This window comes from Dictyoglomus sp. (assembly GCA_025060475.1).
Taxonomy (GTDB): Bacteria; Dictyoglomota; Dictyoglomia; order Dictyoglomales; family Dictyoglomaceae; genus NZ13-RE01.
The window spans coordinates 1-26,023 of record JANXBZ010000015.1 but is presented as its reverse complement, the minus strand read 5'-3'; the positions used below and the strand labels follow the sequence as shown (position 1 = coordinate 26,023).

The window sequence follows — 26,023 nt, the reverse complement described above, 5'->3', positions numbered from 1 at the left end:
AAGATCATCATCTCTTGTGTAATTCCCTGCGTAACAACCTATACAGTTTAAATTACATCTCATAGTAGGACTTATTAGTATGGTATAGGGAGTAGAAATATCGAATTTTTTTCTATTAAGTTCATTAAAATAAATCCAGAAAAAACCAATATTTATTATGATCAGGCCTAAGATTTTACTAGAGTACTGGGGATTATAGTCTGTAAAGACTCGATGAATTAATCTCTGAACAGCAGGATTTTTCTGTAAATTTTCTTCAACTACTTTTATAATGTTGTCTGTTCCTTCATTAGGGCTAAATTTTCTTACAATATTTATTAAGCGAGGGATTCGATTTTTATAATCTTTTGCAACATACTTGAATGTTTCTTCGAAAATCCAACTTGCAGTATACATTTTTAATTTGGTTAATTTGTACATAAAATCCCTCCTAAAAAACCAAAATTTTTGATAAAATTATACTACTTATCTAAGAAGAGATCAATTATTGTTTCCCCAGTTTTTAATCCCTAATATGTAAACAAGCACAAAACCACCAATAATTAATGTAAAATAATGAGTCAAAAGTCTCCAAATTATGATAAAAATTCCCAAAATATATTTTGGAACATAAGGGGCAAAGGCTAAAGAAAAAAGTAGCTCTGAAGCACCACTCCCTCCAGGAGTAGGGACATAAAAAAGAAGAAAGAAAATTGGAATTTGGATCAATATTAGATTTAAAAAATAAATTCTTAACCCAAACCCCTTAAGAATTATAGGAGCGATAAGAAAATATGTGAACCATGATAAGATGTTTAAAATGGAAAATTTTAAGAGATTCAATTTTTTGTCTTTCATAAATGTCCATAGAGTTTTATGAAAGTCATCTACTGTTTTATATACCGCCCTTATAAGTTTATAAGGATGAATATTTCTTAAGAAAGGGAAATGGCATATTCTTAATAAAAATTTTGCAAGTATTTTTTTTACAGGTTTTGGTTTATATAAGCTAATTAAAAATATTCCTACAACAAACCCTAAAAAGAAGGAACTATATCTTATTAAATCTTTTACAATCCTGTTGGGAAAGAGAAATGAATAAAAGTATAATACTATTGGAGTTGCTATTGCAAAAATTAAGACATTTAGAGTATATCTCAGTAAGCTTAATGCAGTTACTTGTCCTACTTTTATATTTTTTTTAGATAACAAGTATATCTCTAAAGGTTCACCGCCTGCAGATGTTGGTGTAATTCCAGCAGCAAAATAATAAGATAAATGGATTTGTAAGGCCTCAATAAAATTTATCTTCTTTTCTACGCTATTTATCAGACTCATATATCTTAATGCAGAAAAAATCCAACTTAATATATTTAATAATATTGCATAAAAAATTGTTAAAATATCAAGTTTCAAAAGAGCATTTAAAGTTTTTTCTTCTGTTGTGAATACAAGTACTCCAATGATTACTAAAATACTCAATATTATTGAATATTTCAACCCATTTTTTAAACTTTTATTTAATCCCTTCATTTAAATACTTAAAGAAAGAGATGGATTAGCAGATAAATCTAAATTATCAACTTTTCCCTTTTTATATAGATAATACCCTGCACTTGCAATCATTGCTGCATTATCAGTACATAAAATAGGAGGCGGCATAAATAAATTAATACCTTCTATCTTAGCTACCTCGGAAAATCTCTTTTGAAGATATTTATTAGCAACTACTCCTCCTGCCAAAACTAATGTAGAGATATGAAATTTACTTAAAGCCATGAGAGATCTTTCTAAGAGTTCCTCAACTACTCTATATTGAAAAGAAAAAGCAAGATCACTTATAGGTATTTCTTTGTTTGCTTTTTGCAGATCTCTTATTAAATACAATACTGAAGTTTTTAGGCCACTAAAGCTTATATCAAGCTCTCTATCACATTTTATCTTAGGAAAGTTGAATATTAACTTTCCTTTCTCAGCCACTTTTTCTATTTCAGGTCCTCCAGGATAGCCTAAGCCTAACAATCTTGCAACCTTATCAAAAGCTTCTCCTGCAGCATCATCTAAAGTTTGTCCTAATAGTCTATAATTGTCATAATCTTTTACTAAAATCCATTCTGTGTGTCCTCCAGAGATTATAAGAGCAATAAAGGGGAAAGTAGGAGGATTTTCTCGAAGGAAGTTTGCAAAAATATGCCCTACTAAGTGATTAACTCCTATTAAAGGTTTTTTTAATGCATAAGCTAAAGTTTTAGCAAAGATTATTCCTACCCACAAGGATCCTACAAGTCCTGGTCCCTGAGTGACAGCAACTAAATCTATATCTTTAAAAGATAAGTTTGTCTTTTCCAATATTATTTTAAAAAGATTATTCAATACCTCCATATGTAATCTTGATGCGACCTCAGGAACTACTCCCCCAAAAATTTTATGAGTTTCAATCTGAGAGAAAACTAAGTTTTCAACAATCTCTTTTCCATCTTTAACAATTGCTACGCTAGTTTCATCACAAGAAGTTTCAATTCCTAAAATATACATATTTACCCCTTTTTTAATATAATTTTTTAACCATTACCATAGCGTCTTCTCCATCTCTATAATACCATTTTCTTATACCTATTTTTTTAAATCCTTTCTTGAGATAGAGATTTTGAGCAATAGTATTAGAAACTCTTACTTCTAATACTATTGCTTCTATAGAATTTTTTCTACATAAATCTATAACATAATCTAAGAGAGCTTCTCCTATTCCTTTACCTCTAAAATCTGGATGAACTGCAATAGTTGTTATTTGTGCTTCACGAAAAATCTGCCAAAAGCCAATGTATCCAACTATTTTATTTTCCTTTTCTGCTACAAAATAATTAGCTATTTTATTACTGAAAATTTCTCTTTCAAAACTCTCTTTACTCCATGGAGAAGAAAAAGATAGTCTATTGATTTCATAGACTTCATCGATGTCTTTCTCTGTCATGTTTCTTATATTTATTTCACTCTTTTTTTCCATGAAATTTTTCCCAATTTATTTCAGCACTGGATTTTTGTCCATAATATGGTTTTAATTCTAAAGGATCTAAATATTCTCCTTTTTTAAACATTAAAAAACCCAATTCTGCTAAGGATGCACCTCTCAAAAAAGAAGAACATACAGGATTATAATCTATATTAGATGGAAGATTAATTTTTAAATCCTCAGGTATTTCTCCTACTAAAAGTATTTTCTCTTGACTATTATCTAATTTTCTTAAAAACTCTTCGATTAAAATTATTCTCTCTTTTTCAATTTTTTGAAAGTCTTTCCAGTTTCTATAAGATGCTAGATGTATTTCATTTTTTCTTGCTGGAAGAATACTAAAAATTAAACCAGGAAATTTGTTTTGATATGCTAAAACGTCTAAATATGTGGGAGCTGAAACAGGCTTGTTGAAAATTTGCGCTAAAGTTTTTATTACCATCATGCCTATTCTTAGTCCTGTGAAAGAGCCGGGTCCTTTCGAAATTACATATAAATCTATATCTTCTAATTTCCAATTGCTTTTTTTCAATAGCAAGTCTAAATTTATTAATATCGTTTCTCCATAACTTTTTGAATCTGTAAAGTAAAAAAATTCCCAGATTTCCTTATTATTTTCCCATAAAGTTATACTGCTTTGTCTTGTTGCAGTATCTATAGCTAAAACTCTCATATATTTAGATTTTCAATAAGAATCTTAAATCTTTCTCCCTTTGGTTCAAAATGTAATTCTCGAGAATTTAAAGATTTGTGGAGAAAAGATATCTTAAGATATTCTTCAGGCCATAAATCTTTTATACGCTCCCCCCATTCTACAGCAATAATGTTTTCATTATTTAAATATTCTTCCCAACCTAAATTTAAAAGTTCACTACAAGAATTAAGACGGTAAGCGTCCACATGGATGAAAGAGTAATTTCCTTTATATTCTTTGATAATCAGAAAAGAAGGACTTGTAATTATTGAGTCAATTCCTAGGCCTTTAGCAAATCCTTTGAGAAAGGTTGTTTTTCCTGTTCCTAAATCTCCAATTAGAATATAGAAATCTCCTGGTCTTGCTTTCATCCCAAATTTTCTTCCTAATTCCATTGTTTCTAAACTCGAATTTGATAAAATTTTCATACTATTCCCATGGATCTTTAATCACTATTAATTCCTCTCTTTTATCTCCCGTTCCTATTATTGATATTTTAACATTTAATTCTTTTTCAATAAATTCTATGTATTTTTGAGCATTTAAGGGAAGTCTTGATAATTCTTTGATACCTTTAAGATCTTCCTTCCATCCTGTTAAAGATTCAAGCACAGGCTCACATTGGGAGATCTGATGGGATAATACAGGAAATTCTTCTATTATCTTTCCTTTAAATCTATATCCTTTAACAACTTTTATTTCTTCTAAACCTGAAAGTACATCAAGCTTGGTCAGAGCGATGAAAGAAAATCCATTAATCATATGAGCATATCTTAATGCGACAAGATCTAACCATCCGACTCTTCTTGGACGTCTTGTTACTGTTCCATATTCTTGGCCTTTTTCTCTTATATAATCTGCTAATTTTCCATGAATTTCGCTGGGAAATGGACCCTCTCCTACCCTTGAAGTGTAAGCTTTGACAACACCTATTATCTTATTAATTTTATCAGGACTTATCCCTGCTCCAATACAGACACCACCTGAGATGGTATGGGAGGAAGTTACATAGGGATATGTACCAAAGTTTATATCCAATAATGTCCCATTAGCACCTTCAAAGAGTATTTTAGCTCCTTTTAATATTAAATTGTTTATTAATAAAGGAGTATTTATAATCTCGACGTCTCTCTTTAATATTTCTTCTAAAGCTTCATATTGAGAATTATATATTTCTTCAAAAGGAGGAAGAATGAAAGAATTTTTTAACATTGTTTCTTTTAGATGATAAATATCTTTTAATTTTTCTTTAAAGGACTCTTTATCAAGAAGATCCCCCACGAAAAGAGCTTCTCTCGATACTTTATCGCTATATGCAGGGCCTATACCTCTTCCTGTTGTTCCTATTTTCTTGTGACCTTTTTTTTCTTCTATAAGTTTATCTAAGTTTATATGATAAGGAAGAATTAAAGAGGCTTGATTACTTATATAAAGCTTTTTTATTTTGATTCCTAAAGCTTCGACTTCTTTTATTTCTTCTAGCAATGCCAAAAGGTTAACAACTACCCCATTTGCTATAATATTTATTGTTTTCTCAGAAATAACTCCTGAGGGAAGAAGCCTAAATTTAAATGTTTTTCCATTTACAACTACCGTATGTCCTGCATTATTTCCTCCATTAAATCTTACAACTGCTTCTGCCTTTTGGGCTATCCAATCAATAATTTTTCCTTTTCCTTCATCTCCCCATTGAGCTCCTATGATTACTAAAGTATTATAGGATTTCATGAGAACCTCCTAAGGCTTCTAATATATCTTTTCTAATTTCCTCTTTAGTTTTTATTATTCTTGCTGTTTTAGTAGCAATAGCACTTTCCGCTACTCTTAATGCTACTTCAGGGACAACTCTTTTATCCAAAGGGGAAGGAACTAAATAATTTTCATGAGGATCTTCTACTAATTCTGCTATAGCATAAGATGCGGATATTTTCATTTCTAAATTTATTTCTTTTGCTCTAACTATTAATGCGCCCCTAAAGATTCCTGGAAAAGCAAGAAGATTATTTATCTGATTAGGAAAATCAGATCTTCCGGTACCTATTATTTTAGCTCCTGCTTCTTTTGCTTCATCGGGCATAATTTCTGGGATAGGATTAGCCATAGCAAAAATTATTGGATTTTTTTTCATTTTTTTAATAAGTTCTTTTGTCAGCAATTTTCCTTGAGAAACTCCAATAAATACATCTTTTCCTTTTATCGCATCTTCTAAACTGCCTTTTTTCCCTTCAGGATTAGTAATTTGAGCTAATCTTTCTTTTTCCTCATTCATTCCTTCTTTTCTACCAGGATATATAATTCCATGCTTATCTACTATTTTTATTTCCTTTACTCCTATATGTAGTAAAATCTCTGCTATTGCTAATCCAGCAGCACCGGCACCAAGAATAACTATTCCTACCTCATCTATTTTACTATTTCTAACTTTTAGAGCATTTAATAATGCTGCTAGAGTAACCACAGCAGTTCCATGTTGATCATCATGGAATACAGGAATATCTAAAATCTCTTTGAGTTTTCTTTCTATATAAAAGCATCGAGGAGAAGAAATATCTTCAAGATTTATTCCTCCAAAGGTTGGTGATAAAAAATATATTGTTTCAATTATTTTATCAGGATCTTGAGTGTTTAGGCATATAGGAAAGGCATCTATTCCTGCAAATCTTTTAAATAAAATTGCTTTTCCTTCCATTACAGGAAGAGCACCTAAGGGGCCAATATTTCCTAAGCCTAATACTGCAGATCCATCACTTACTACAGCAACAGAATTTGCTTTAATTGTTAAATTATAAACTTCTTCAGGATTATTAAATATTTTTGAAGAAACCTCTGCTACTCCAGGAGTATAAGCTAAGGATAGATCCCATTTATTTTGGAGAGGAACTTTACATGTAATTTCTAATTTTCCTTTGTACTTTTTATGAAGTTCTATAGCTTCCTTTTCAATTTTCATAATTCCTCCTTAGTCAGGAGATATACAAATGTGTACTTCCTTTAATTGTTGAGGATCAACCTCTGATGGGGCTCCTGTTAATAAACATGTACCACTTTGGGTTTTTGGGAAAGCGATAACTTCTCTTAGGGAATTTGAGTCTGTTAAAATTGCCATAATTCTGTCTAATCCTAAAGCAATCCCTCCATGAGGGGGTGCTCCATATTCAAAGGCTTCCAAGAGAAATCCGAATCTTTTCTCAATTTCTTCTTGAGAAAGATTCAAAATCTTAAAAATTTTTTCTTGAATTTCTCTTTTATGTATTCTTATACTTCCACTTCCCAATTCTACTCCATTAAGGACTAAATCGTAACATTGAGCTCTGACTTTTAATGGATCAGTATCTATTAATTCTAAATCTTCCTCTCTGGGAGAGGTAAAAGGATGATGTTCTGCTACAATTCTTCCAGTGTCTTTGTCAATTTCAAATAATGGAAAATCTGTTATCCACAAAAAATATAGACCTTCCTTAGGTTTTAGTCTAAATAGATCGCAAAGATCTAATCTTAATCTTCCTAAAATTTTTAAGATGTCATTTCTTTTTCCAGCGATTAAGATTAATGAATCTCCATCTTCTAGAGGAATTGAATTATTAAATTTGATTTCAAAATTTTCATCTATATATTTTTTAATTGATGATCTTAATTCTCCAGATGTTTTGCTAAACCAAATTATTCCAGAACTTCCATAATTTTTTGATCTTTCCTCTATAACTTCCCATTCTTTTCTAGAGGGTTGAATACTTTTAAGGATCAATCCCTTAACATTTCCTCCTTCAGAAATTACTTTTTGTACAAAATTAAGGGAAAGAGAAGAAAAAACTTCTGTAAAATCCATAATCTTCATATCATATCTTAAATCAGGTTTATCTGTTCCATAATTTTCATAAGCCTCATCAAAGCTTAATTTTGGAAAGGGTATTTTTATTTCAAAAGAAAATACTTCTTTTAAAACATAAGAGAAAAGTTCTTCTATAATATTAAAAATGTCCTCTTGGTTTACAAAGGACATCTCTATGTCTAATTGGGTAAATTCCGGTTGTCTATCCGCTCTTAAATCCTCATCTCTAAAGCAACGAGCTATTTGAAAATATCTGTCAAAACCAGCAACCATTAATAATTGTTTAAATAATTGTGGGGATTGAGGAAGGGCATAAAATTTACCCTTTTGAAGTCTACTTGGTATTATAAAATCTCTTGCCCCCTCAGGAGTGCTGACAATAAGATTTGGAGTTTCAATTTCTATGAATCCCTTTCTATCTAAGAAATTTCTAATAGATAAAAATAATTTATGCCTTAATAAAAGATTTCTTTGCATTTTTTCTCTTCGAAGATCTAAATATCTATATTTAAGTCTTACATTTTCATCTACTTCCTTATTATTCCATAAATTAAAAGGTAAAGATTTTGCAGTATTTTCAATTTTTGCGTCAAAAACTTCAATTTCAATATCTCCTGTTTTAATTTTAGGATTTTTCATACCTTCAGGTCGTTCTCTTACTATTCCATCTACAGTAATAACCCATTCTACTCCAAGAGAATCTGCGATATTATAAGCTTCTTGAGAAATTGAAGGATTAAAAACTAGTTGTACAAGTCCACTTCTGTCTCTTAAATCTACAAAAATAAGGCTCCCATGATGCCTTATTCTATGAACCCATCCTGATAAACATATTCTTTTTCCTATAAAAGAGGAATCTATTTCTCCACAATAATTAGTTCTTTTCAACAAAGTTCCTCACCTTTCTTAAAAAATTTCTGTAATTATATCATAAATTCTAAGTCAGATAATATGTTATCAAAAGATAGAATTTTTTCCTCTCCAGTATTAAGTTTCTTAACCTTAATTTTTCTTTCTTGAAGTAGAGAATCAATAAAAATCACCATCTCTGCTCTTAATTTATCTGCAATCTTTAAATGATTTTTCAAAGAAAGAGAAGGAGCCCCTAATTCTATTATGTAATTTTTATTCTTAAGTTTTTCTGTTAAATCTACTACAAAATTAAGAAGATTCTCTTCTAAGATAGCTAAATATATAAGCTTTTTCTTATCTAAATTTAAATTTGTTTTAGATAATAGAAGAATCAATCTTTCAATTCCAAAGGCAAATCCTAGTCCTGGTGTAGGAGGTCCTCCATAAGCTTCAACTAAGTTGTCATATCTTCCTCCACCACCTATTGCATTCTGAGCACCTAAGATATCTGTTGTTATTTCAAAAACAGTTCTTGTATAGTAATCTAAGCCTCTAACCAATTTAGAATTAATTTTATAAGGAATATTTGCAATGCTTAAATAGTTTTTAACCTTTTCAAAATGCTCCTGACATTCTTTACAAATATATTCTAAAGCAGAGGGTGCTCTTTCCTTTATAGGCATCATCTTTTCGTCTTTAGAATCTAATAACCTTAAAGGATTTCTCTCGAGACGCTCTTTATCAATTTCAGAGAGTTCATTTTTAAAAGATAAAAAATAATCTACTAAAACCTTTCTATAAATAGGTCTACACTTTTGACATCCTATAGAATTTATTTCTACTTCTATCTTGTAGAGATTTAAACTTCTCAAAAAATCTACTGCAATTTTTATAATCTCAAAATCTGCTATAGGATCTTTTATACCCAAAACTTCGACTCCTAGCTGATAAAATTGTCTATATCTTCCTGCTTGGGGTCTTTCATAACGGAACATGGGGCCAAAATAATAAACTTTCCAAGGTACATTAGAATTATATATTTTGTTCATTATATAAGCTCTTACTACTCCTGGTGTTCCCTCAGGTCTTAAAGTTAGAGATCTTCCTTTTTTATCCAGAAATGTATACATTTCTTTTATAACAATATCGGTGGTTTCACCAGTTCCTTTTATAAAAAGTTCTGTAAACTCGAATATAGGAGTTCTTATTTCTTGATAGTTATACTTTTCAAATACCTCCCGTGCAGTTTTTTCTATAAATTGCCACAATTTTGATTCTGGGGGCATGACATCTTGAACTCCTCGTGGTAGTCCAATCATTTTTCTCTCCTTGGTCTTTTTAAATCTTCAGAATCTATAATTAAAGTAACAGGTCCATCATTTATTAATTCTACTTCCATATATGTTTGAAATATACCTGTAGCTACTTTTTCTCCTTTTTCTATAAGATAATTTATAAATTTGTTGTATAAATCTTTTGCTTTTTCAGGATCCGCAGAATCTGAGAAACTTGGTCTTCTTCCTCTCCTGCAATCTCCCAATAGAGTAAATTGAGATACAACCAAAATTTCTCCATTTATATCCTTTAAGGATAAATTCATTTGAAGATTCTCATCATTAAATATCCTTAAATTTCGAATTTTTTCAGCCATCATATACACATCTCTTTCCTCATCCTTTTTATCTATCCCTAGAAAGATTAACATTCCTTTTTCTATACTTCCTACAATATTTCCATTAACTCTTACCCTTGCATATTTTACCCTTTGAATTACACACTTCATATTTTTACTAATCTTCTTACAGAAATAATATCACTTAATCTATTTATCTCTTCCATAAGATAATAAAAAACATTAGTATTGTCAATTTCTAATACAACTTTAATGTGGGCAATACCGTCTTTACTGACTTTTGTCTGTAAATCTACAATATTCATATGAGCTTGGCTTATTCTTTCAATAATATCTCTTAACAACCCTATTCTATCTATTGCTTTTATTTCAATTCCTGCCTTATAAATTCCTTTATGAAAGTCTTGCCATTGTACTTCAACTATTTTTTCAGGAAATTTTTCTCTAAGATTTAGAAGATTGGGACAATCTAATCTGTGTAATGCAACACCTTTTCCTCGAGTAATATATCCCAAAATTTTATCTCCAGGAATTGGATTACAACATTCTGCAATTCTTATCATGATATTATCTACGCCATTTATTATAATGTTTTCTATAGGTTTAGAAATAAAAGGTTTAGAGGAAAGAATAATTACATCCTCTCTATACTCTCTTCTTAGTCTTTCAAAAACTTGTTGTGTGGTTATTTCTCCTGCACCTATACTTGCAAAGAAGGAATCCATATCCTTTTCTTTAAAACCTAGATCTTCTAGAATACTTTTAAAGACTTGATTTTCTAACAAATCGTTTAAAGAAATCTCTCTTTTATTTAAAAATTTCTTTATCCATTCCTCGTTCTTAACTAATTCTTCTTCCAATAATCTCTTTCCTTCATTAATCTTTTCTTCTCTTGCTAATTTTTTGAAATATTGTTTAATCTTATTTTTAGCTTGAGATGTCTTGACTATATTTAGCCAATCTCTACTGGGTTTGCCTTCCTCTTTGCTTGTAATAATTTCAACAATATCCCCAGTTTGTAAGACATAATTTAATGGAACTATTTTCCCATTTACTTTTGCTCCTCTACATTTGTGACCTATTTCTGTGTGGATTGCATAGGCAAAATCTATAGGGGTAGAGCCTTGAGGTAAGGAAATGATATCTCCTTTTGGCGTAAATACATAAATTTCTCTTTCAAAAAGATCACTTTTAACAGATTCTAAAAATTCTTGATCATCACTTAGAGCATCATGCCATTCTAAAAGAAGACGTAACCAAGATAATTTTTCTTCAAAATCATCTAATTTTTTTATCTCCTCTTTATATCTCCAGTGGGCTGCAACTCCATATTCTGCAATTTTATGCATATCCCACGTTCTAATTTGGATTTCTAGGGGTTTTCCATCTATTCCTATCACTGTAGTATGTAAAGATTGATAATTATTACTTTTTTTGTTTGCGATGTAATCTTTAAATCTTCCGGGAACAGGTCTCCATAGGTTATGTATTATACCTAAAACCTCATAACATTCTAATTCGGTATTAACGATAATTCTAACTCCTAGAAGATCATACATTTCTTCAATTTCTATTCCTTTTTTAATCATTTTTTGATAAATGCTATATAAATGTTTTGGTCTTCCTGTTATCTCTGCTTTTATATTTGCTTTTTCTAGTTCTTTTTTAATTACTTGAATTGCTTTATGTATGAGATTTTCTCTTGCTTTTCTTGTTTCTGCTACTTTATTAGCTATCATATGATAACTTTCAGGATCTAAGAATCTGAATGCTAAGTCTTCTAATCTCCATTTTATCTCCCAAACCCCTAATCGATGAGCTAATGGAGCATAAATCTCTAAAGTTTCTTTTGCTATTCTTTTTTGCTTCTCTTGGTCTTGATACTGTAAAGTTTGCATATTGTGTAACCTATCTGCTAGTTTTATAATTACAACCCTTATATCTTTTGCCATAGTAATTAGCATTTTCCTTAAATTCTGAGCTCTATATGCTTCTGTGGGATAAAAGCTTAATTTTTCTAATTTTGTAATAGCCTCTACCAAGGAAAGTATATCTTTATTAAATTCTTTCTCAATTATTTCAGGTTTAATATCTGTATCTTCCAAGACATCGTGTAAAAGTCCTGATATTACAGAGTTCTCGTCCATTCCAAGATCTATAAGAATTTTGGCAACTTCTAATGGATGGATGATATAAGGTTCTCCAGATTTCCTTTTTTGCCCTTTATGGGCGTTCTGGGCAAATAAAAAAGCTTTTTCCAAATTCTCTAAGGAATATTTTCCTCTCGCTTCTCTTAAGATTTCCTGAAATAATTCAATTTCTGTTTTCATGGCTATTCAAGGTTTTAATTTAATATTATAACAAAAGCTTTATAAATCATCAAACCTTTAAGTTTTATGCTAAAATATAAAAACTAAACCCAATTTTAAAAAGGAAAGAGGGGTATGCCTAATATGAATAATGAAGCTGAAATGAAATATGAAGGAAAGATAGGTGAAGAAGTTAAGGAAAACTTTATTATTTCTTTAAAAGATATTGAAAAAAAAGCTCCTAAGCTTTATGGAATAAAATCAGGAGTTGAAGGTTTAGATGATCTCTTCTTCACAACTAAAATAATTAATGGAAAACCCGTAAAAGAAAGCTTGAAGGGGTATCCTGCTTATTCAGTTATCAATCTTACAGGTATTTCCGATACTGGAAAAAGTTTAATGGTAGAACAATTCGTGGTTACTCAAGCATCTTTAGGAAATTCTGTCCTTTTTATTACAGTAGAGTCTCCTGCTCCTTTTATTGCTGTATCTTTAAAAGAGAGAGCAAAAGCTTTGGGAATTGATTATGAGACTATTAAGGATAGAATTTTTTTAATTGATGCAGCTTATAATTCTGAACTTAGAGAGAGTTTTTTAACCTTGCAGAAAACAGTGATTGAGGCCATAAAAGAGTATGGAATTAAATGTACAGTGGTTGATTCTATAACAGGATTTTTTGAGGAAAAGGAAATGTTAGCTCGAGGAGTAGTTAGAAAATTTTTTAATTTAATGAAAAAATGGCATCAAACTGCTATATTTGTTTCTCAAAAACGTTCAGGACATGAAGAATTATCTGCGGAAGCTGCAGGAGGATATGCAGTTTCTCATATTGTAGATTGTTCTATTGTTCTTACAAAATTTGTAATTACTAAAAAGTACGAAGAAAATATTTTTAAAAAACCTATAGGAGAATTAGTCCGCTTATTTAGAATTGATGGATGTAGGCTTTGTGGGCATGATACATCTACGAGAATTATGGAAATAACAGAAACAGGGCTTGTAAAAATCGGATTACCTTTGTTTAGTTTACAAACAGGAAAGAAGGAGGTAGAGGAGAAGTGAAAGAGGTATCTATAAAAAGAATTGATATAGATAAACTCGCCATGGAAGTTTTTTTAAAGAGCTTAGAAATAGCTGGTGGTCCTAGAAAACTAATTGAGCTGAGAAATCTTACTTGGGTACCTTCCTTATTAGCAGCATCTTACGCAATTGTTTTATTTGAAGAAGAAAAAAAAACTTCAGAGGAAATTGCAAGTTTTTTAGGAATAGGCAAGCAAAGTATTCGTAATATGTTGAGAGCAGATGTGGAAAAGGTTAAAAAAAGATTAGAGGAGGGTTTTAGCGAGGAAGAGAAAATTGAAACTCATATTGCTGGAGGGTTAGCACGTCTCGCCTATGAAGAAATAAAAAGCAAAGGAGATATTATAAAATAGACATAAGTCCAATAGAAGCTAGTATTCCTAGAAATCCACCGAAATAGAAAGGAGCCTGAGGACCAAAGTAGGACCAAAGTAAACCTGCAAGAAGAGAGGCAGGGAAAAGACCAATTCCAACCAGAGTAGCGTGAAGTCCTATAACAGTTGCTTTAGTTTCAGGAGGAGCAAGATCTGATATTAAAGCCTTTTCTACTCCCTCGGTAAAAGCTATATATAATCCATATGCTACAAATAAATATACTAAGACATTGAATTTATTTGCTATCGCAAAACCCAAGTATACTAAGCCATAAAAGAGATAACCTAGTACTAATACCCTTTTTCTTCCAATTTTATCAGAGATATATCCTGCAGGAAAGGAGAATATAGCGTATATTACATTGTACAAAAGATATAGAGACAAAACAGTTGTTATTCTTATATTTTCTTCTATAGTTTTTGCTCTTAATAATAGAAATTGATTTGAAGAATTTCCAAGAGTGAATATAAAAGTAAAAATTAAAAAAGCTCTTAATTTGGGATCTAATTTTTTCCACTTTAAAGAGGGTAGGTTTCCTCTTGAAGAGCTTTTACCTGTTTCTTTTAAAAGAAAGAGAATTCCAACTCCTAGAAGCGCAGGAATTAGGCTGAAAAGGATAATTGATTTGAAGGCAGGAATATATTCTTTTAGATTCGAGGTTTCATCTAAGTTAAAGTTTTTTATTATATAAATTGCTAATACTACTCCTAAAGCTGCTCCTATGGTATCCATTGCTCTGTGAAGTCCAAAAGATTTGCCTCTTTCTTTTTCTTTAGATGATTCTGCTATTATTGCATCTCTTGGTGCAGTTCTTATTCCTTTTCCAAAACGGTCTATAAATCTTCCTATAAATATACCTACCCAATTTTCAGCAAGATATAAAATTACTTTTCCTATAGAAGAAAAAGAATAACCTAATATAGCTAAAGGTTTTCTCTTCTGGATCTTATCTGAAATATATCCTGAATATACTTTGAGAAGAGATGCAAGACTTTCTGCAATTCCCTCTACAAATCCTAAAATAGATGGTCCTGCGCCAAGAGCTAATAGATAGAAAGAAATTAGAGGATAAAACATTTCCGTGCTAATGTCAGTTAAGAGACTTCCAATTCCAGTAATGATAATATTCCACATGCTTCTATCCTCCCAAATTTTTTATTCTTGCTAATTATAACATAAAATGTATAATTAACTGGAAATATAATTAACTTAAAAAATTTGGAGGAGGTATTATGAATAATTTATGTACTTTTCTTACTACTTTTTTAACTATTTTCTTTGCAGAACTTGGAGATAAAACTCAGTTAGCGGTATTATCTCTTTCTATCCATACAAAATCTCCTTTTATAGTATTTATAGGATCTTCCATAGCTTTATCTTTATTGAGTTTTATAGGAGCATATTTAGGAACTTTTTTATTAAAATTCTTTCCAAGAGGAGTTATTGAAAAAATTGCTGGTTTTATATTTATTTTGGCTGGAATTTTTATGTTTTTGAAGAAGGAATAATAAAAAATCTAAAATTATAGATATTAAACTTAATTTTTCGCGATTTTTTTCAAAAAACCTTTTTTTTCTCTTTGATTTTATGGTTTGTTTTAAGAACTTTTTGTGATAAAATGAAAATTTGTCTTAATCTAAAAGAAAAGGAGCTGGATAACATGGCAGGAGGAAAAATGAAAAGAGAAGTCTTCTGGTTAGAAAGATTTAATATAGACTCTTTACCTAATTTATTAAAAATTCAGTATGAATCTTTTGATTGGTTTCTTGATAAGGGAATAAGAGAAGTTCTTGAAGAATTTAATCCTATAGAATCGTCTCGTCAGGGTCTTTCTTTATATTTTCTCACTGGAAAGGATAATATAAAAATAACTGAACCCTCAAAAACACCTGAAGAGTGTTTAGAGAAAGGACTTACATATGAATCCGCACTTTATGTAGATACAATGCTTATTAAAAAGGATATTGATAATCCTATCATACAACCAGTATTTTTCGGAAATATTCCAAGAATGACTGAAAGAGCAACTTTCATTATTAATGGAACAGAAAGGGTAATTGTCAATCAAATTATTCGCTCTCCTGGTATATATTTTCAGGAAGAAGGACATAGCATAATTGCCACTTTAATTCCTACTCGAGGAGGATGGATTGAATTTGAAATAGATAATAGTGGACTTATTTATATTCATCCTAATGGAATGAAAAAATTTCTAATATCTCTATTACTTAAGGCCTTGGGTTATGATTTAGAATTTTTTAGAAATATTCTCCCAGAAGATGATCTGTTTTATCTTAAAAATACCTTTGATAAAGATGGAGGACTTTCAAGGACAGAGGCAATATTTGAAACTTGTGCAAGATTAAGACCAAGTGATGTGCCAAGTAGAGAAAAGGATGCCTTAGACCAAATTCGACAAATCTTGTTTGATCCCAAAAGATATAATTTAGGAAAGGTAGGAAGATATAAACTAAATCAAAAACTACGTCTTAATATATCTTTAGATAATCACGCATTTACCGAAGAAGATTTAATAGAAATTATTAAACATTTGATATGGGTTAAAAACGGTAAAGAAGAAGAGGATGACATAGATCACTTAGGAAATAGAAGAATAAGATCAGTTGGTGAACTTTTGCAAATGCAATTTAGAACAGGTCTTGCAAGGGTAGAAAAAATTGTAAAAGAAAGAATGGCACTTCAAGGTCCTGAGGAAGCTACTCCTCAGAATCTAATAAGTACTCGTCCTTTAAATTCCGCAGTAAGGGAGTTCTTTAACAGAAATCCTCTTTCCCAATTTATGGATCAAACAAATCCTCTCTCAGAACTTGCGCACAAAAGAAGAATTAGTGCTTTGGGGCCTGGAGGCTTAACCCGAGAAAGAGCAAGTTTTGAAGTTCGAGATATTCATCCGTCCTATTATGGAAGAATTTGTCCTATAGAAACTCCTGAAGGGCCCAATGCAGGTTTGATTAACTATCTTGCAACCCTTTCTATAGTAGATGAATATGGTTTCTTAAGGACACCATATTTTAAAGTAAAAGATGGAAAAGTTACTAATGAAATAGTTTATCTCTCCGCAATTGAAGAAGAAGAATATACTATAGCTTCTTTTGATGTACATTTAGATAAAAATAATGAAATAATTGATAGATTAGTAAATGCAAGAAGAAAAGGAAGATTTATCTTATGTTCTCCTAAGGAAATAGATTTTATAGGAATTTCCCCATATCAAACTGTAAGTATATCTGCAGCTTTAATACCATTTTTGGAACACGACGATGCAAACCGAGCCTTAATGGGAGCAAACATGCAGAGACAAGCTGTGCCACTGCTAATTCCAGAACCTCCTTTAGTTGGAACAGGAATAGAAGAAATGGTTGCTAAAAATACTGGGGTTTTAGTTGTATCTGATGTAGATGGAATTGTCAAGAAAGTAACATCTTCAGAAATTGTTGTTGAAACAGACGATAAAAAAATAAAAACTTTTAATCTTGTAAAATATAGAAGGACTAATCAGGGGACTTGTTGGAATCAACGTCCCATTGTGGAAGTAGGAGATAGAGTTAAAAAAGGAGATATTTTAGCAGATGGCCCTTCTACATCTAATGGTATTCTATCTTTGGGAAGAAATGTACTAGTTGCTTTCTTGCCTTGGGGAGGATATAACTATGAGGATGCAATAATTATTAGTGAAAGACTTGTGAAGGAGGATATTTTTACTTCGATACATATTGAAGAATATGAAGTTAGAGCTCGAGATACAAAACTAGGTCCTGAAGAAATTACTCGTGATATTCCCAATATTAGTGAGGAAGCAATTAGATATTTAGATAAAGATGGTATTATAATGATCGGTGCAGAGGTAGGACCTAATGATATTTTAGTCGGAAAAGTAACTCCAAAAGGAGAAACAGAATTGTCGCCCGAAGAAAGGTTGTTAAGAGCAATTTTTGGAGAAAAATCACGAGAAATAAGAGATACATCACTAAGAATGCCCCATGGAGAATGGGGAAAGGTTATTGATGTAAGGGTTTTAACAAGAGATAAAGACGAATTACCTCCAGGTGTGAATAAGATAGTGAAAGTAAGAGTAGCGCAGATAAGAAAAATTTCAGTAGGTGATAAATTGGCAGGAAGACATGGTAATAAGGGAGTAATTGCAACAATTCTTCCTGAAGAGGATATGCCATACTTACCAGATGGAACTCCTATAGATATTATCCTTAATCCCTTGGGAGTTCCATCACGAATGAATGTGGGGCAAATTTTAGAAACTCATTTGGGTTGGGCAGCAAAAGAATTAGGTATTTATGCTATTGTTCCTCCTTTTGATGAGGTTATTGAGGAAAATAGATCTGCAAATTTAGTAAAGCAAATGCTGAAAAGAGCAAATTTACCGGAAGATGGGAGAGTTATTCTATATGATGGTAGAACGGGAGAACCTTTTGATCAAAAAGTAACCGTTGGTTACATGTATATAATGAAACTTATTCATTTAGCAGATGACAAAATACACGCAAGATCTGTGGGACCATATTCTCTCGTTACTCAACAACCTTTAGGTGGTAGAGCACAATTTGGTGGACAAAGATTTGGAGAAATGGAGGTGTGGGCTTTAGAGGCTTATGGTGCAGCTCATACTTTGGAGGAAATGTTGACATATAAATCTGATGATATAAAGGGAAGAACAGAAGTTTATACTGCAATTGTAAATGCTTCTAATATCAAAGAGCCTGGTATTCCTGAATCTTTTAAGGTATTAGTTAGAGAACTTCAAGGTTTAGGAATAAAAGTATCCGCATATATTGGAGGAAAACTAGTTAATCTTTATAAGACAGAAGATGATTCTTAAAAGAAGGGGGAGAAATCAAAATTGAAGATAAAAGATTTTGATAAATTAGTTTTTAGTCTAGCTTCTCCAGAAGATATTTTGAGCTGGTCTTATGGAGAAGTTAAAAAACCTGAAACTATTAATTATAGAACATTAAGACCTGAAAGGGATGGTTTATTCTGTGAGAAAATCTTTGGTCCTGTAAAAGATTTTGAATGTAGTTGTGGTAAATATAAAGGACAAAAATTCGAAGGTATAACTTGTGATAGATGTGGAGTAACAGTCACGAGAAGCTCAGTAAGAAGAGAAAGAATGGGACATATAAAGTTAGCAGTTCCCGTAGTGCATATCTGGTATTTTAAAAATGTTCCAAATTACATTGCTTTATTACTTAATATAAGTAGTAAAGCATTAGAAGAAGTGGTTTATTTCCATAGTTATATTGTATTAGAACCAGGGGATACTGATCTTCAAAAAATGCAAACTTTAAGTGAAGAGGATTATGAACAAGCTTTAAAGAAATATGGAAATGAATTCAAGGTAGGGATGGGAGCTGAAGCAATTAAATATCTTTTAAGGGAACTCGATCTTGAAAAAATTTCTTATGATTTAAAAAAACAAATAGAAGAAGCTCAAGGTCAAAAAAAAGCAAAACTTATTAAGAGATTAGAGATTGTGGAAAGTTTTAGATTCTCTGGAAATAAGCCTGAATGGATGATTTTAGAAGTATTACCTGTTATCCCTCCTGATTTAAGACCAATGGTAGAACTTGAAGGAGGAAAATTTGCTACTTCAGATTTAAATGACTTGTATAGAAGAGTAATTAATAGAAATAACCGTTTGACAAAGTTATTAGAAATTAATGCACCAGAAATTATTGTAAGAAACGAAAAAAGAATGCTTCAAGAAGCAGTAGATGCATTAATTGATAATGGGAGAAGAGGAAAGCCAGTAACTAATGCCAGTGGTAGAGCATTAAGATCTCTCTCTGATATATTAGAAGGAAAACAAGGAAGATTTAGACAAAATCTTTTAGGAAAGAGGGTAGATTATTCTGGAAGAGCAGTAATAGTTGTAGGACCTGATCTTAAGTTACATCAATGTGGATTACCTAAAAAAATGGCTCTAGAATTATTTAAACCTTTTGTGACTAATAAACTGATTGAAAAGGGTTTTGCTACTAATGTTAAAAACGCTAAGAAAAAAATAGAAAGAGAAAGTCCGGAAGTGTGGGATGTGTTAGATGAAATAATTAAAGAAAAGCTGGTTTTATTAAATCGTGCTCCAACTCTTCATAGATTGAGTATACAGGCTTTCGAGCCTAAATTAATAGATGGAAATGCTATACAGCTACATCCTTTAGTATGTCCACCTTTTAATGCTGATTTTGACGGTGATCAGATGGCAGTTCATGTTCCTTTATCTATTGAGGCTCAAGCTGAGGCAAGACTATTAATGCTATCCTCGTATAATCTTTTATCTCCCGCTCATGGAAAACCTTTAACTTTACCAACTCAGGATATAGTTATTGGTTTATACTATCTTACTATTGATGTTCCTAATAGAAAAGGAGAAGGAAAAATTTTTGCAACTCCAGAAGAAGCTTTAATGGCACTGGATAAAGGAGAAATTGATATACATGCTAAAATCAAGATATATGTTAAAAGTATGAAAGAAACTTTTGGGGTTGATTTTGGTGAAGAAAAATTTGTAGAGACTACTGCAGGAAGATTAATATTAAATGAAATTTTACCACTAAAATTAAGATATTATAATGGAACATTGAATAGACGAGAAATAAGAAAAATAGTGGAAAGATGTTTCCAAGAGTATGGATGGGTCAAGACTGCAGAATTTTTAGATGATTTAAAGAAAATTGGATTTAAATATGCTACAAAAGCAGGAATAAGTTTCTCTATTGTAGATATTGAAATTCCTCAGGAGGCTAAGAAAGTTGTAATAGAAAAGGCAGAAGAAGAGTCTGCAAATCTTCAAAAGGCCTTTGAAGAAGGAAAATACACAGAAGAGGAAAGATATAACAGAAGTATAGAAATATGGACAAAAGCTAGCGAAGAAGTGAAAGAAATAATGCTTGCAAACTTTGATCTTTTAAATTCTGTTTATATGATGGCTTTCTCAGGAGCACGAGGAAACGTAGATCAGGTAAGACAATTAGCAGCAATGAGAGGACTAATGGCAGATCCTTCAGGGAGAATAATGGATATTCCTATTAAATCAAGTTTTTACGAAGGCTTAAGCGTTTCAGAACACTTCATATCCTCTTATGGAGCAAGAAAAGGTGTAGTAGATACTGCATTGAGAACTTCAGACTCTGGATATTTGACAAGACGATTAGTAGATGTAGCTCAGGGGTTAGTTATTAGAATGGAAGATTGTGGAACTGACGATGGTATATATGTAGAAGCCTTAGAAGATGAAGGTAAAGTTTTATTATCTCTAAAAGATAGAATAATCGGTAGATTCTCAGCAGAGGATGTATATTCTCCTTCTGGAGAATTATTAATTAGGAGAAATGAATACATTGATTTAGAAAAGGCAAAATTAATTGAAAAATCTGAGGTTAAAAGAGTAAAAATTCGATCTCCAATGACGTGTAGAGCAGAAAAAGGTATTTGCCAGAAATGTTATGGAGAAGATTTAGCAACGCATAGCTTAGTTAATATTGGAGAAGCCGTAGGAATTATTGCAGCACAGTCTATAGGAGAGCCTGGTACTCAATTGACCATGAGGACTTTCCATACAGGAGGGGTTGCTCTAACGTCTCTAAATTATCAGAATATCCAAACTAATATTTCTGGGAAGATTTATATTAACAGGGATCTACTTAGGTCTTTTAGAAAGAAGGATATTTTAGGTATAGAACAAGAGATTGTAAGAGGTAAAGAAGCAAAAGTATTAATTAAAAATGAAAATAGCTCTGATGAATTACTACTTCCTCAAGGTTCAATTTTAAATGTATATGATGGAGAAGAATTGACTAAAGGAATGGTTGTAGCTTCTTTAAATCCAGTATTAAAATACATTACTTCTCCTTTTGATGGGAAAATAATTGATATACGTAAAGAGGAAGAAAAAGAATCTATAGAATTTGTTTTTAGAACTGTATTGTATAATCCCGTAAAAAGAGAAATAAAACACGATGAAACAAAAGAAAGACTTATTTGGTCCTCTACTGTGATATTGCAGACAGAAAAGGGTGAAAAAAGAGAGATTCCTCTTCCTCAAGGGGTATTCTTCTTGTTTAATATAGGAGATAAGATATTTAAGGAGGATATAATTGCTGAATATGACAGAGAACACTTAAGAATTCAAAGCTGTTCTGGTGGTAGAATTGTAAGAATTGAAGCTCAAGGAGAAATAATAGAAAAAGTAGTTGCAACGGGAGAGGCTTTTATCCATGTTAATACTGAGAAGGGTGATGAAATCTATTCTGTTCCTCGTGGATTAAAGATAAACGTAGATGAAGGAGAAGTAATAGAATTCGGAACTGTTTTGGCTTATTTTCCTTCATATATGCAGAGAATTGCAAAAACAGAGGATATTATCCAAGGATTACCACGAGTAGAAGAATTATTTGAGGCAAGAAAACCAAAAGGAAGATCTATTCTTGCGCCTATTAGTGGAACTATTAAGATTGAAAGAACAAAAACTGGAGAAAGGGTGAAAATTAAAGGACATGATGGAGAAGAAAGAGTAATTCCTCTTCCTCCAAATGCTCAGTTATTAGTTAAAGAAGGAGAGGAAGTAGAAGCAGGACAAGAAATAACTAAAGGTTACAAAAATCCATTAGAAATTCTGCAAAACGAAGGGTTAGCTGCTGTTCAGAGGTATATTGTAGATGAAGTTCAAAAGGTATATTGTAAGCAGGGTGCAGAAATAAATGATAAACATGTTGAAGTAATAGTAAGACAAATGACAAATAAAGTAAGAATAAAATCACCTGGCGATAGTAACTTTATTATAGGGCAATTAGTAAACAGAATTACTTTTGAAAAAGCACAAAGAGAATTAGAAAACCAAGGAAAAGTTCCCCCACAAGCAGATCCTGTAGTATTAGGGATAACAAAGGCTGCTCTGACCACAGAGAGTGTTATATCTGCAGCATCCTTCCAGGAAACTACTCGTGTATTATCTGAAGCTGCAGTTAAAGGTAGAGAAGATAATCTAGAAGGATTAAAGGAAAATGTTATAATTGGTAGACTTATTCCTGCAGGTTCTGGACTATTTAAGAATATTGTACCAAAGAGAATTTTAGCAAAAGAAATAGCAGAGGTTCTAGAAAATGGGGGAAAAGAGTAATAAGTACTTGACAAAACTGTTTATGAAATGATAAACTTTCACGCCTATCTATCTTGAATTTTAGAGTTCTATTTATGAATAGGAGGTGTAATTTTGCCAACAGTTAATCAGTTAGTTAGAAAAGGAAGAAAAATGAAAGAAAGAAAAAGTAAATCTCCTGCGCTAGAGGGAAATCCTCAAAAAAGAGGAGTTTGTTTACGTGTTACCACACAAACTCCTAAAAAACCTAATTCTGCCTTAAGAAAGGTTGCTCGTGTGAGATTGACTAATGGAATGGAGATATGGGCTTATATTCCTGGAATAGGACATAATCTACAAGAACACTCGGTAGTACTAGTAAGGGGAGGACGTGTAAAGGACTTACCTGGTGTTCGTTATCATATAATAAGAGGAACCTTAGATGCTGGAGGAGTTGAGGGAAGAAAACAAGGTAGATCAAAATATGGAGCAAAGAGGCCTAAAGAAGGAGGTAAAAAATAATGCCCCGTAGAGGTCCAGTTTCTCCAAGAGAAATTCCTCCAGATCCTGTTTATAATAGTGTTTTAGTACAAAAACTAATTAATAAAGTAATGCTTAATGGTAAAAAGAGTATTGCTGAAAAAATTGTTTATGGTGCTATAGAAATAATCAGGGAAAGAACAAAACAGGATCCAATAGAAATTATCGAAAAAGCGGTACGAAACGCCACACCTCTTTTAGAGGTAAGACCAAGAAGAGTTGGTGGAGCAACTTATCAGGTACCAATAGAAGTTTCTCCTAGGAGAGGTCTTTCTTTGGCTTTAAGATGGATTGTTAGAGCTGCAAGAGAAAGAAAGGGAATGCCAATGAAAGAAAAATTGGCTAATGAAATTCTAGATGCATTAAATAATACTGGTGGTGCTATTAAAAAGAAAGATGAAATGCATAGAATGGCAGAAGCAAACAAAGCTTTTGCCCATTATAGATGGTAATAAAAGGAGGAAGATAAATTGGCAAGGGTTCCATTAGAGAAATTACGAAACATAGGAATTGCAGCACATATTGATGCAGGTAAGACTACTCTTACCGAAAGGATATTATTTTATACTGGAAAAACTTATAAGTTAGGAGAAGTGCATGAGGGAACTGCAGTAATGGACTGGATGGAACAGGAAAGAGAGAGGGGAATAACCATTACTGCAGCTACTACTACATGTAATTGGAAAGATCATGTAATAAATATTATAGATACACCAGGACATGTAGATTTTACCGTAGAAGTAGAGAGATCGATGAGGGTATTGGATGGATTAATTGTAGTTTTCTGTGGGGTTGCAGGAGTACAGCCTCAATCCGAGACTGTATGGAGACAAGCCACAAAATATAATGTTCCTCGTTTAATATTTGTCAATAAAATGGATAGAATTGGTGCAAATTTCTATCGTGTAATTGAGATGATAAAAGATAAGCTTGGAGTAAGGGTTATACCAGTAAATATACCTATTGGAAGTGAGGACAAATTCGTTGGTGTAATTGATCTGTTAGAAGAAAGAGCAATTATATATCATGATGACTTAGGACTAAAATGGGAGACAATTCCTATTCCCGATGAGTTAAAAAATGAGGCTGAGTTTCATAGACAGAAACTTATAGAAGAAATTGTTGAATTAGATGATGAGTTATTAATGAAATATTTAGAAGGTGAAAAAATTCGAGTTGAAGATTTAAAAAGAGTTCTAAGAAAAGCAACTATTGAGGGGAAATTATATCCTGCTCTTTGTGGTTCTGCATTTAAAAACAAGGGTATTCAGCCTCTTTTAGATGCTGTTATAGATTATCTCCCTTCACCCTTAGATCTTCCCCCTGCGAAGGGAGTAAATCCAATAACTAATGAAGAGGAACTACGATTAGTAAGTGAAGATGAAGCATTTTGTGCTCTTGCTTTTAAGATTATGACGGATCCATACGTTGGAAGACTCACTTATTTTAGAGTTTATTCTGGAAAACTAGAAAAAGGATCTTATATATATAATGCTTCAAAGGGTAAGAAAGAAAGAATCGGTAGGCTTTTACAGATGCATGCTAATCATAGAGAAGATATTGATGTAGTCTATGTAGGAGATATAGCTGCTGTTGTTGGTTTGAAATATACTACCACAGGAGATACTCTTTGTGATGAAAATAGACCTATTGTTTTAGAATCTATGGTTTTTCCTGAACCTGTTATTTCTGTTGCAATTGAACCAAAAAGTACCGAAGAACAAGATAAACTTAGTTTAGCCCTTCAAAAATTAGCTGAGGAAGATCCAACATTTAAAGTTACTTTTGATCAAGAAACAGGACAGACGCTTATTCATGGTATGGGAGAATTGCATTTAGAAATTATAGTAGATAGATTAAAGAGAGAATTTAAAGTTTCTGCAAATGTAGGTAAACCTCAAGTATCTTATAGAGAGACCATTAAAAAGCCAGTAAAAGTCGAAGGAAAATATATAAGACAAACTGGTGGAAGGGGTCAATATGGCCATGTATGGCTCCTTCTTGAACCTCTACCTCGTGGAAATGGATTAGAATTTGTGAATAAAATTGTAGGAGGAGTTATTCCTCAGCAATTTATTCCCGCTATAGAAAATGGAATAAGAGAAGCTGCAGAAAGAGGAGTTCTTGGGGGTTATCCTGTAACAGATATAAGAGTAACTTTATTTGATGGTTCCTTTCATGAAGTAGATTCTTCGGATATGGCTTTTAAGATTGCAGCTTCACAAGCTTTTAAAGATGGTGTATCTCGAGGAGATCCAGTGATTTTGGAACCTATTATGAAAATGGAAATTATTGTTCCTGAAGAATATATGGGAGAAGTATTAGGAGATTTAAATAGTAGAAGGGGACATATCGAAGGAATAGAGTTTATGGAGAATTCTCGTGTAATTAAAGCAAAAGTTCCTCTATCTGAGGTTTTTGGGTATGCTACTGTATTAAGATCTCTAACTCAAGGTAGGGGAATATTCTCTATAGAATTTTCTCATTACGAAGAGACGCCTTTAAATATTCAAGAAAAAATTCTTTCAACAAAATAAAAAATTAAACATTTAGGAGGAAAAGAGGGTATGGCGAAGGAGAAATTTGTAAGGACAAAGCCACATGTGAATA

21 protein-coding genes are annotated in these 26,023 nt (G+C 31.8%); 8 read left to right on the top strand and 13 right to left on the bottom strand.

The annotated features are described in order from the left end of the window. From NZ841_08260 to NZ841_08205, 12 genes are all read right to left on the bottom strand, one after another. On the bottom strand, nt 1–420 hold a 420-nt coding region (locus NZ841_08260; GenBank protein ID MCS7202752.1), incomplete at its 3' end, for a radical SAM protein. A gap of 60 nt (nt 421–480) precedes the next feature. Continuing rightward, nucleotides 481–1,512: a flippase-like domain-containing protein gene (locus NZ841_08255; protein MCS7202751.1), complete on the bottom strand. Its 1,032-nt coding sequence runs from the start codon at nt 1,510–1,512 to the stop codon at nt 481–483. After that, a complete protein-coding gene (tsaD, locus tag NZ841_08250) occupies nt 1,513–2,514 on the bottom strand; it encodes a tRNA (adenosine(37)-N6)-threonylcarbamoyltransferase complex transferase subunit TsaD (protein ID MCS7202750.1) in 1,002 nt (333 codons plus the stop codon). A gap of 13 nt (nt 2,515–2,527) precedes the next feature. Then, entirely contained in the window at nt 2,528–2,983 is a 456-nt protein-coding gene (gene rimI / locus NZ841_08245; protein MCS7202749.1) for a ribosomal protein S18-alanine N-acetyltransferase, read from the bottom strand. Beyond that, nucleotides 2,967–3,662 carry a tRNA (adenosine(37)-N6)-threonylcarbamoyltransferase complex dimerization subunit type 1 TsaB gene (gene tsaB / locus NZ841_08240; protein ID MCS7202748.1) on the bottom strand — a complete coding sequence of 232 codons (696 nt, stop codon included), beginning with the start codon at nt 3,660–3,662 and terminating at the stop codon, nt 2,967–2,969. The genes rimI and tsaB overlap by 17 nt, the downstream gene beginning before the upstream one ends. Beyond that, complete coding sequence (gene tsaE / locus NZ841_08235) at nt 3,659–4,111, bottom strand: tRNA (adenosine(37)-N6)-threonylcarbamoyltransferase complex ATPase subunit type 1 TsaE (protein ID MCS7202747.1); 453 nt, start codon at nt 4,109–4,111, stop codon at nt 3,659–3,661. The genes tsaB and tsaE overlap by 4 nt, the downstream gene beginning before the upstream one ends. A 1-nt stretch (nt 4,112) precedes the next feature. Next, nucleotides 4,113–5,411, bottom strand: coding sequence for an adenylosuccinate synthase (locus NZ841_08230; protein ID MCS7202746.1), 1,299 nt, complete (start codon nt 5,409–5,411; stop codon nt 4,113–4,115). After that, nucleotides 5,398–6,633: an NAD-dependent malic enzyme gene (locus tag NZ841_08225; protein MCS7202745.1), complete on the bottom strand. Its 1,236-nt coding sequence runs from the start codon at nt 6,631–6,633 to the stop codon at nt 5,398–5,400. Before NZ841_08225 ends, NZ841_08230 begins: the two co-directional genes overlap by 14 nt. Before the next feature lie 9 nt (nt 6,634–6,642). Beyond that, nucleotides 6,643–8,400, bottom strand: coding sequence for an aspartate--tRNA ligase (gene aspS, locus NZ841_08220; protein ID MCS7202744.1), 1,758 nt, complete (start codon nt 8,398–8,400; stop codon nt 6,643–6,645). Nucleotides 8,401–8,435: 35 nt separating this feature from the next. Then, nucleotides 8,436–9,683, bottom strand: a complete 1,248-nt coding sequence (gene hisS / locus NZ841_08215; GenBank protein MCS7202743.1) for a histidine--tRNA ligase — start codon at nt 9,681–9,683, stop codon at nt 8,436–8,438. Beyond that, a complete protein-coding gene (gene dtd / locus NZ841_08210; GenBank protein ID MCS7202742.1) occupies nt 9,680–10,147 on the bottom strand; it encodes a D-aminoacyl-tRNA deacylase in 468 nt (155 codons plus the stop codon). The genes hisS and dtd overlap by 4 nt, the downstream gene beginning before the upstream one ends. Then, complete coding sequence (locus NZ841_08205) at nt 10,144–12,327, bottom strand: bifunctional (p)ppGpp synthetase/guanosine-3',5'-bis(diphosphate) 3'-pyrophosphohydrolase (GenBank protein ID MCS7202741.1); 2,184 nt, start codon at nt 12,325–12,327, stop codon at nt 10,144–10,146. Before NZ841_08205 ends, dtd begins: the two co-directional genes overlap by 4 nt. Nucleotides 12,328–12,450: 123 nt before the next feature. Here NZ841_08205 and NZ841_08200 point away from each other — a divergent pair, with 123 nt between their 5' ends. Together NZ841_08200 and NZ841_08195 are read left to right on the top strand one after the other, a co-directional pair. Beyond that, on the top strand, nt 12,451–13,368 hold the full coding sequence (locus NZ841_08200) for a KaiC domain-containing protein (protein MCS7202740.1): 918 nt from the start codon (nt 12,451–12,453) through the stop codon (nt 13,366–13,368). Beyond that, complete coding sequence (locus NZ841_08195; protein MCS7202739.1) at nt 13,365–13,739, top strand: regulatory domain protein; 375 nt, start codon at nt 13,365–13,367, stop codon at nt 13,737–13,739. Before NZ841_08200 ends, NZ841_08195 begins: the two co-directional genes overlap by 4 nt. Here NZ841_08195 and NZ841_08190 read toward each other — a convergent pair. Next, on the bottom strand, nt 13,729–14,895 hold the full coding sequence (locus NZ841_08190; protein MCS7202738.1) for an MFS transporter: 1,167 nt from the start codon (nt 14,893–14,895) through the stop codon (nt 13,729–13,731). The genes NZ841_08195 and NZ841_08190 overlap by 11 nt on opposite strands. Before the next feature lie 98 nt (nt 14,896–14,993). On the opposite strand from NZ841_08190, the gene NZ841_08185 reads away from it, so the two are divergent. The 6 genes from NZ841_08185 (at nt 14,994) to fusA (ending at nt 25,950) form a co-directional block, all read left to right on the top strand. Then, nucleotides 14,994–15,269, top strand: a complete 276-nt coding sequence (locus NZ841_08185; protein ID MCS7202737.1) for a TMEM165/GDT1 family protein — start codon at nt 14,994–14,996, stop codon at nt 15,267–15,269. A gap of 167 nt (nt 15,270–15,436) precedes the next feature. Next, entirely contained in the window at nt 15,437–18,616 is a 3,180-nt protein-coding gene (locus tag NZ841_08180) for a DNA-directed RNA polymerase subunit beta (protein ID MCS7202736.1), read from the top strand. A 21-nt stretch (nt 18,617–18,637) separates the two neighbouring features. Beyond that, nucleotides 18,638–22,915 (top strand): DNA-directed RNA polymerase subunit beta', encoded by a 4,278-nt coding sequence (gene rpoC / locus NZ841_08175; protein ID MCS7202735.1) that lies wholly within the window; start codon nt 18,638–18,640, stop codon nt 22,913–22,915. Between the two features lie 93 nt (nt 22,916–23,008). Further along, the gene (gene rpsL / locus NZ841_08170; protein MCS7202734.1) at nt 23,009–23,395 is read left to right on the top strand and encodes a 30S ribosomal protein S12; all 387 of its coding nucleotides are present in this window, start codon (nt 23,009–23,011) and stop codon (nt 23,393–23,395) included. After that, nucleotides 23,395–23,865 carry a 30S ribosomal protein S7 gene (gene rpsG, locus NZ841_08165; GenBank protein MCS7202733.1) on the top strand — a complete coding sequence of 157 codons (471 nt, stop codon included), beginning with the start codon at nt 23,395–23,397 and terminating at the stop codon, nt 23,863–23,865. The genes rpsL and rpsG overlap by 1 nt, the downstream gene beginning before the upstream one ends. A gap of 18 nt (nt 23,866–23,883) precedes the next feature. Continuing rightward, nucleotides 23,884–25,950: an elongation factor G gene (gene fusA / locus NZ841_08160; GenBank protein ID MCS7202732.1), complete on the top strand. Its 2,067-nt coding sequence runs from the start codon at nt 23,884–23,886 to the stop codon at nt 25,948–25,950. Nucleotides 25,951–26,023 lie beyond the last annotated feature (73 nt).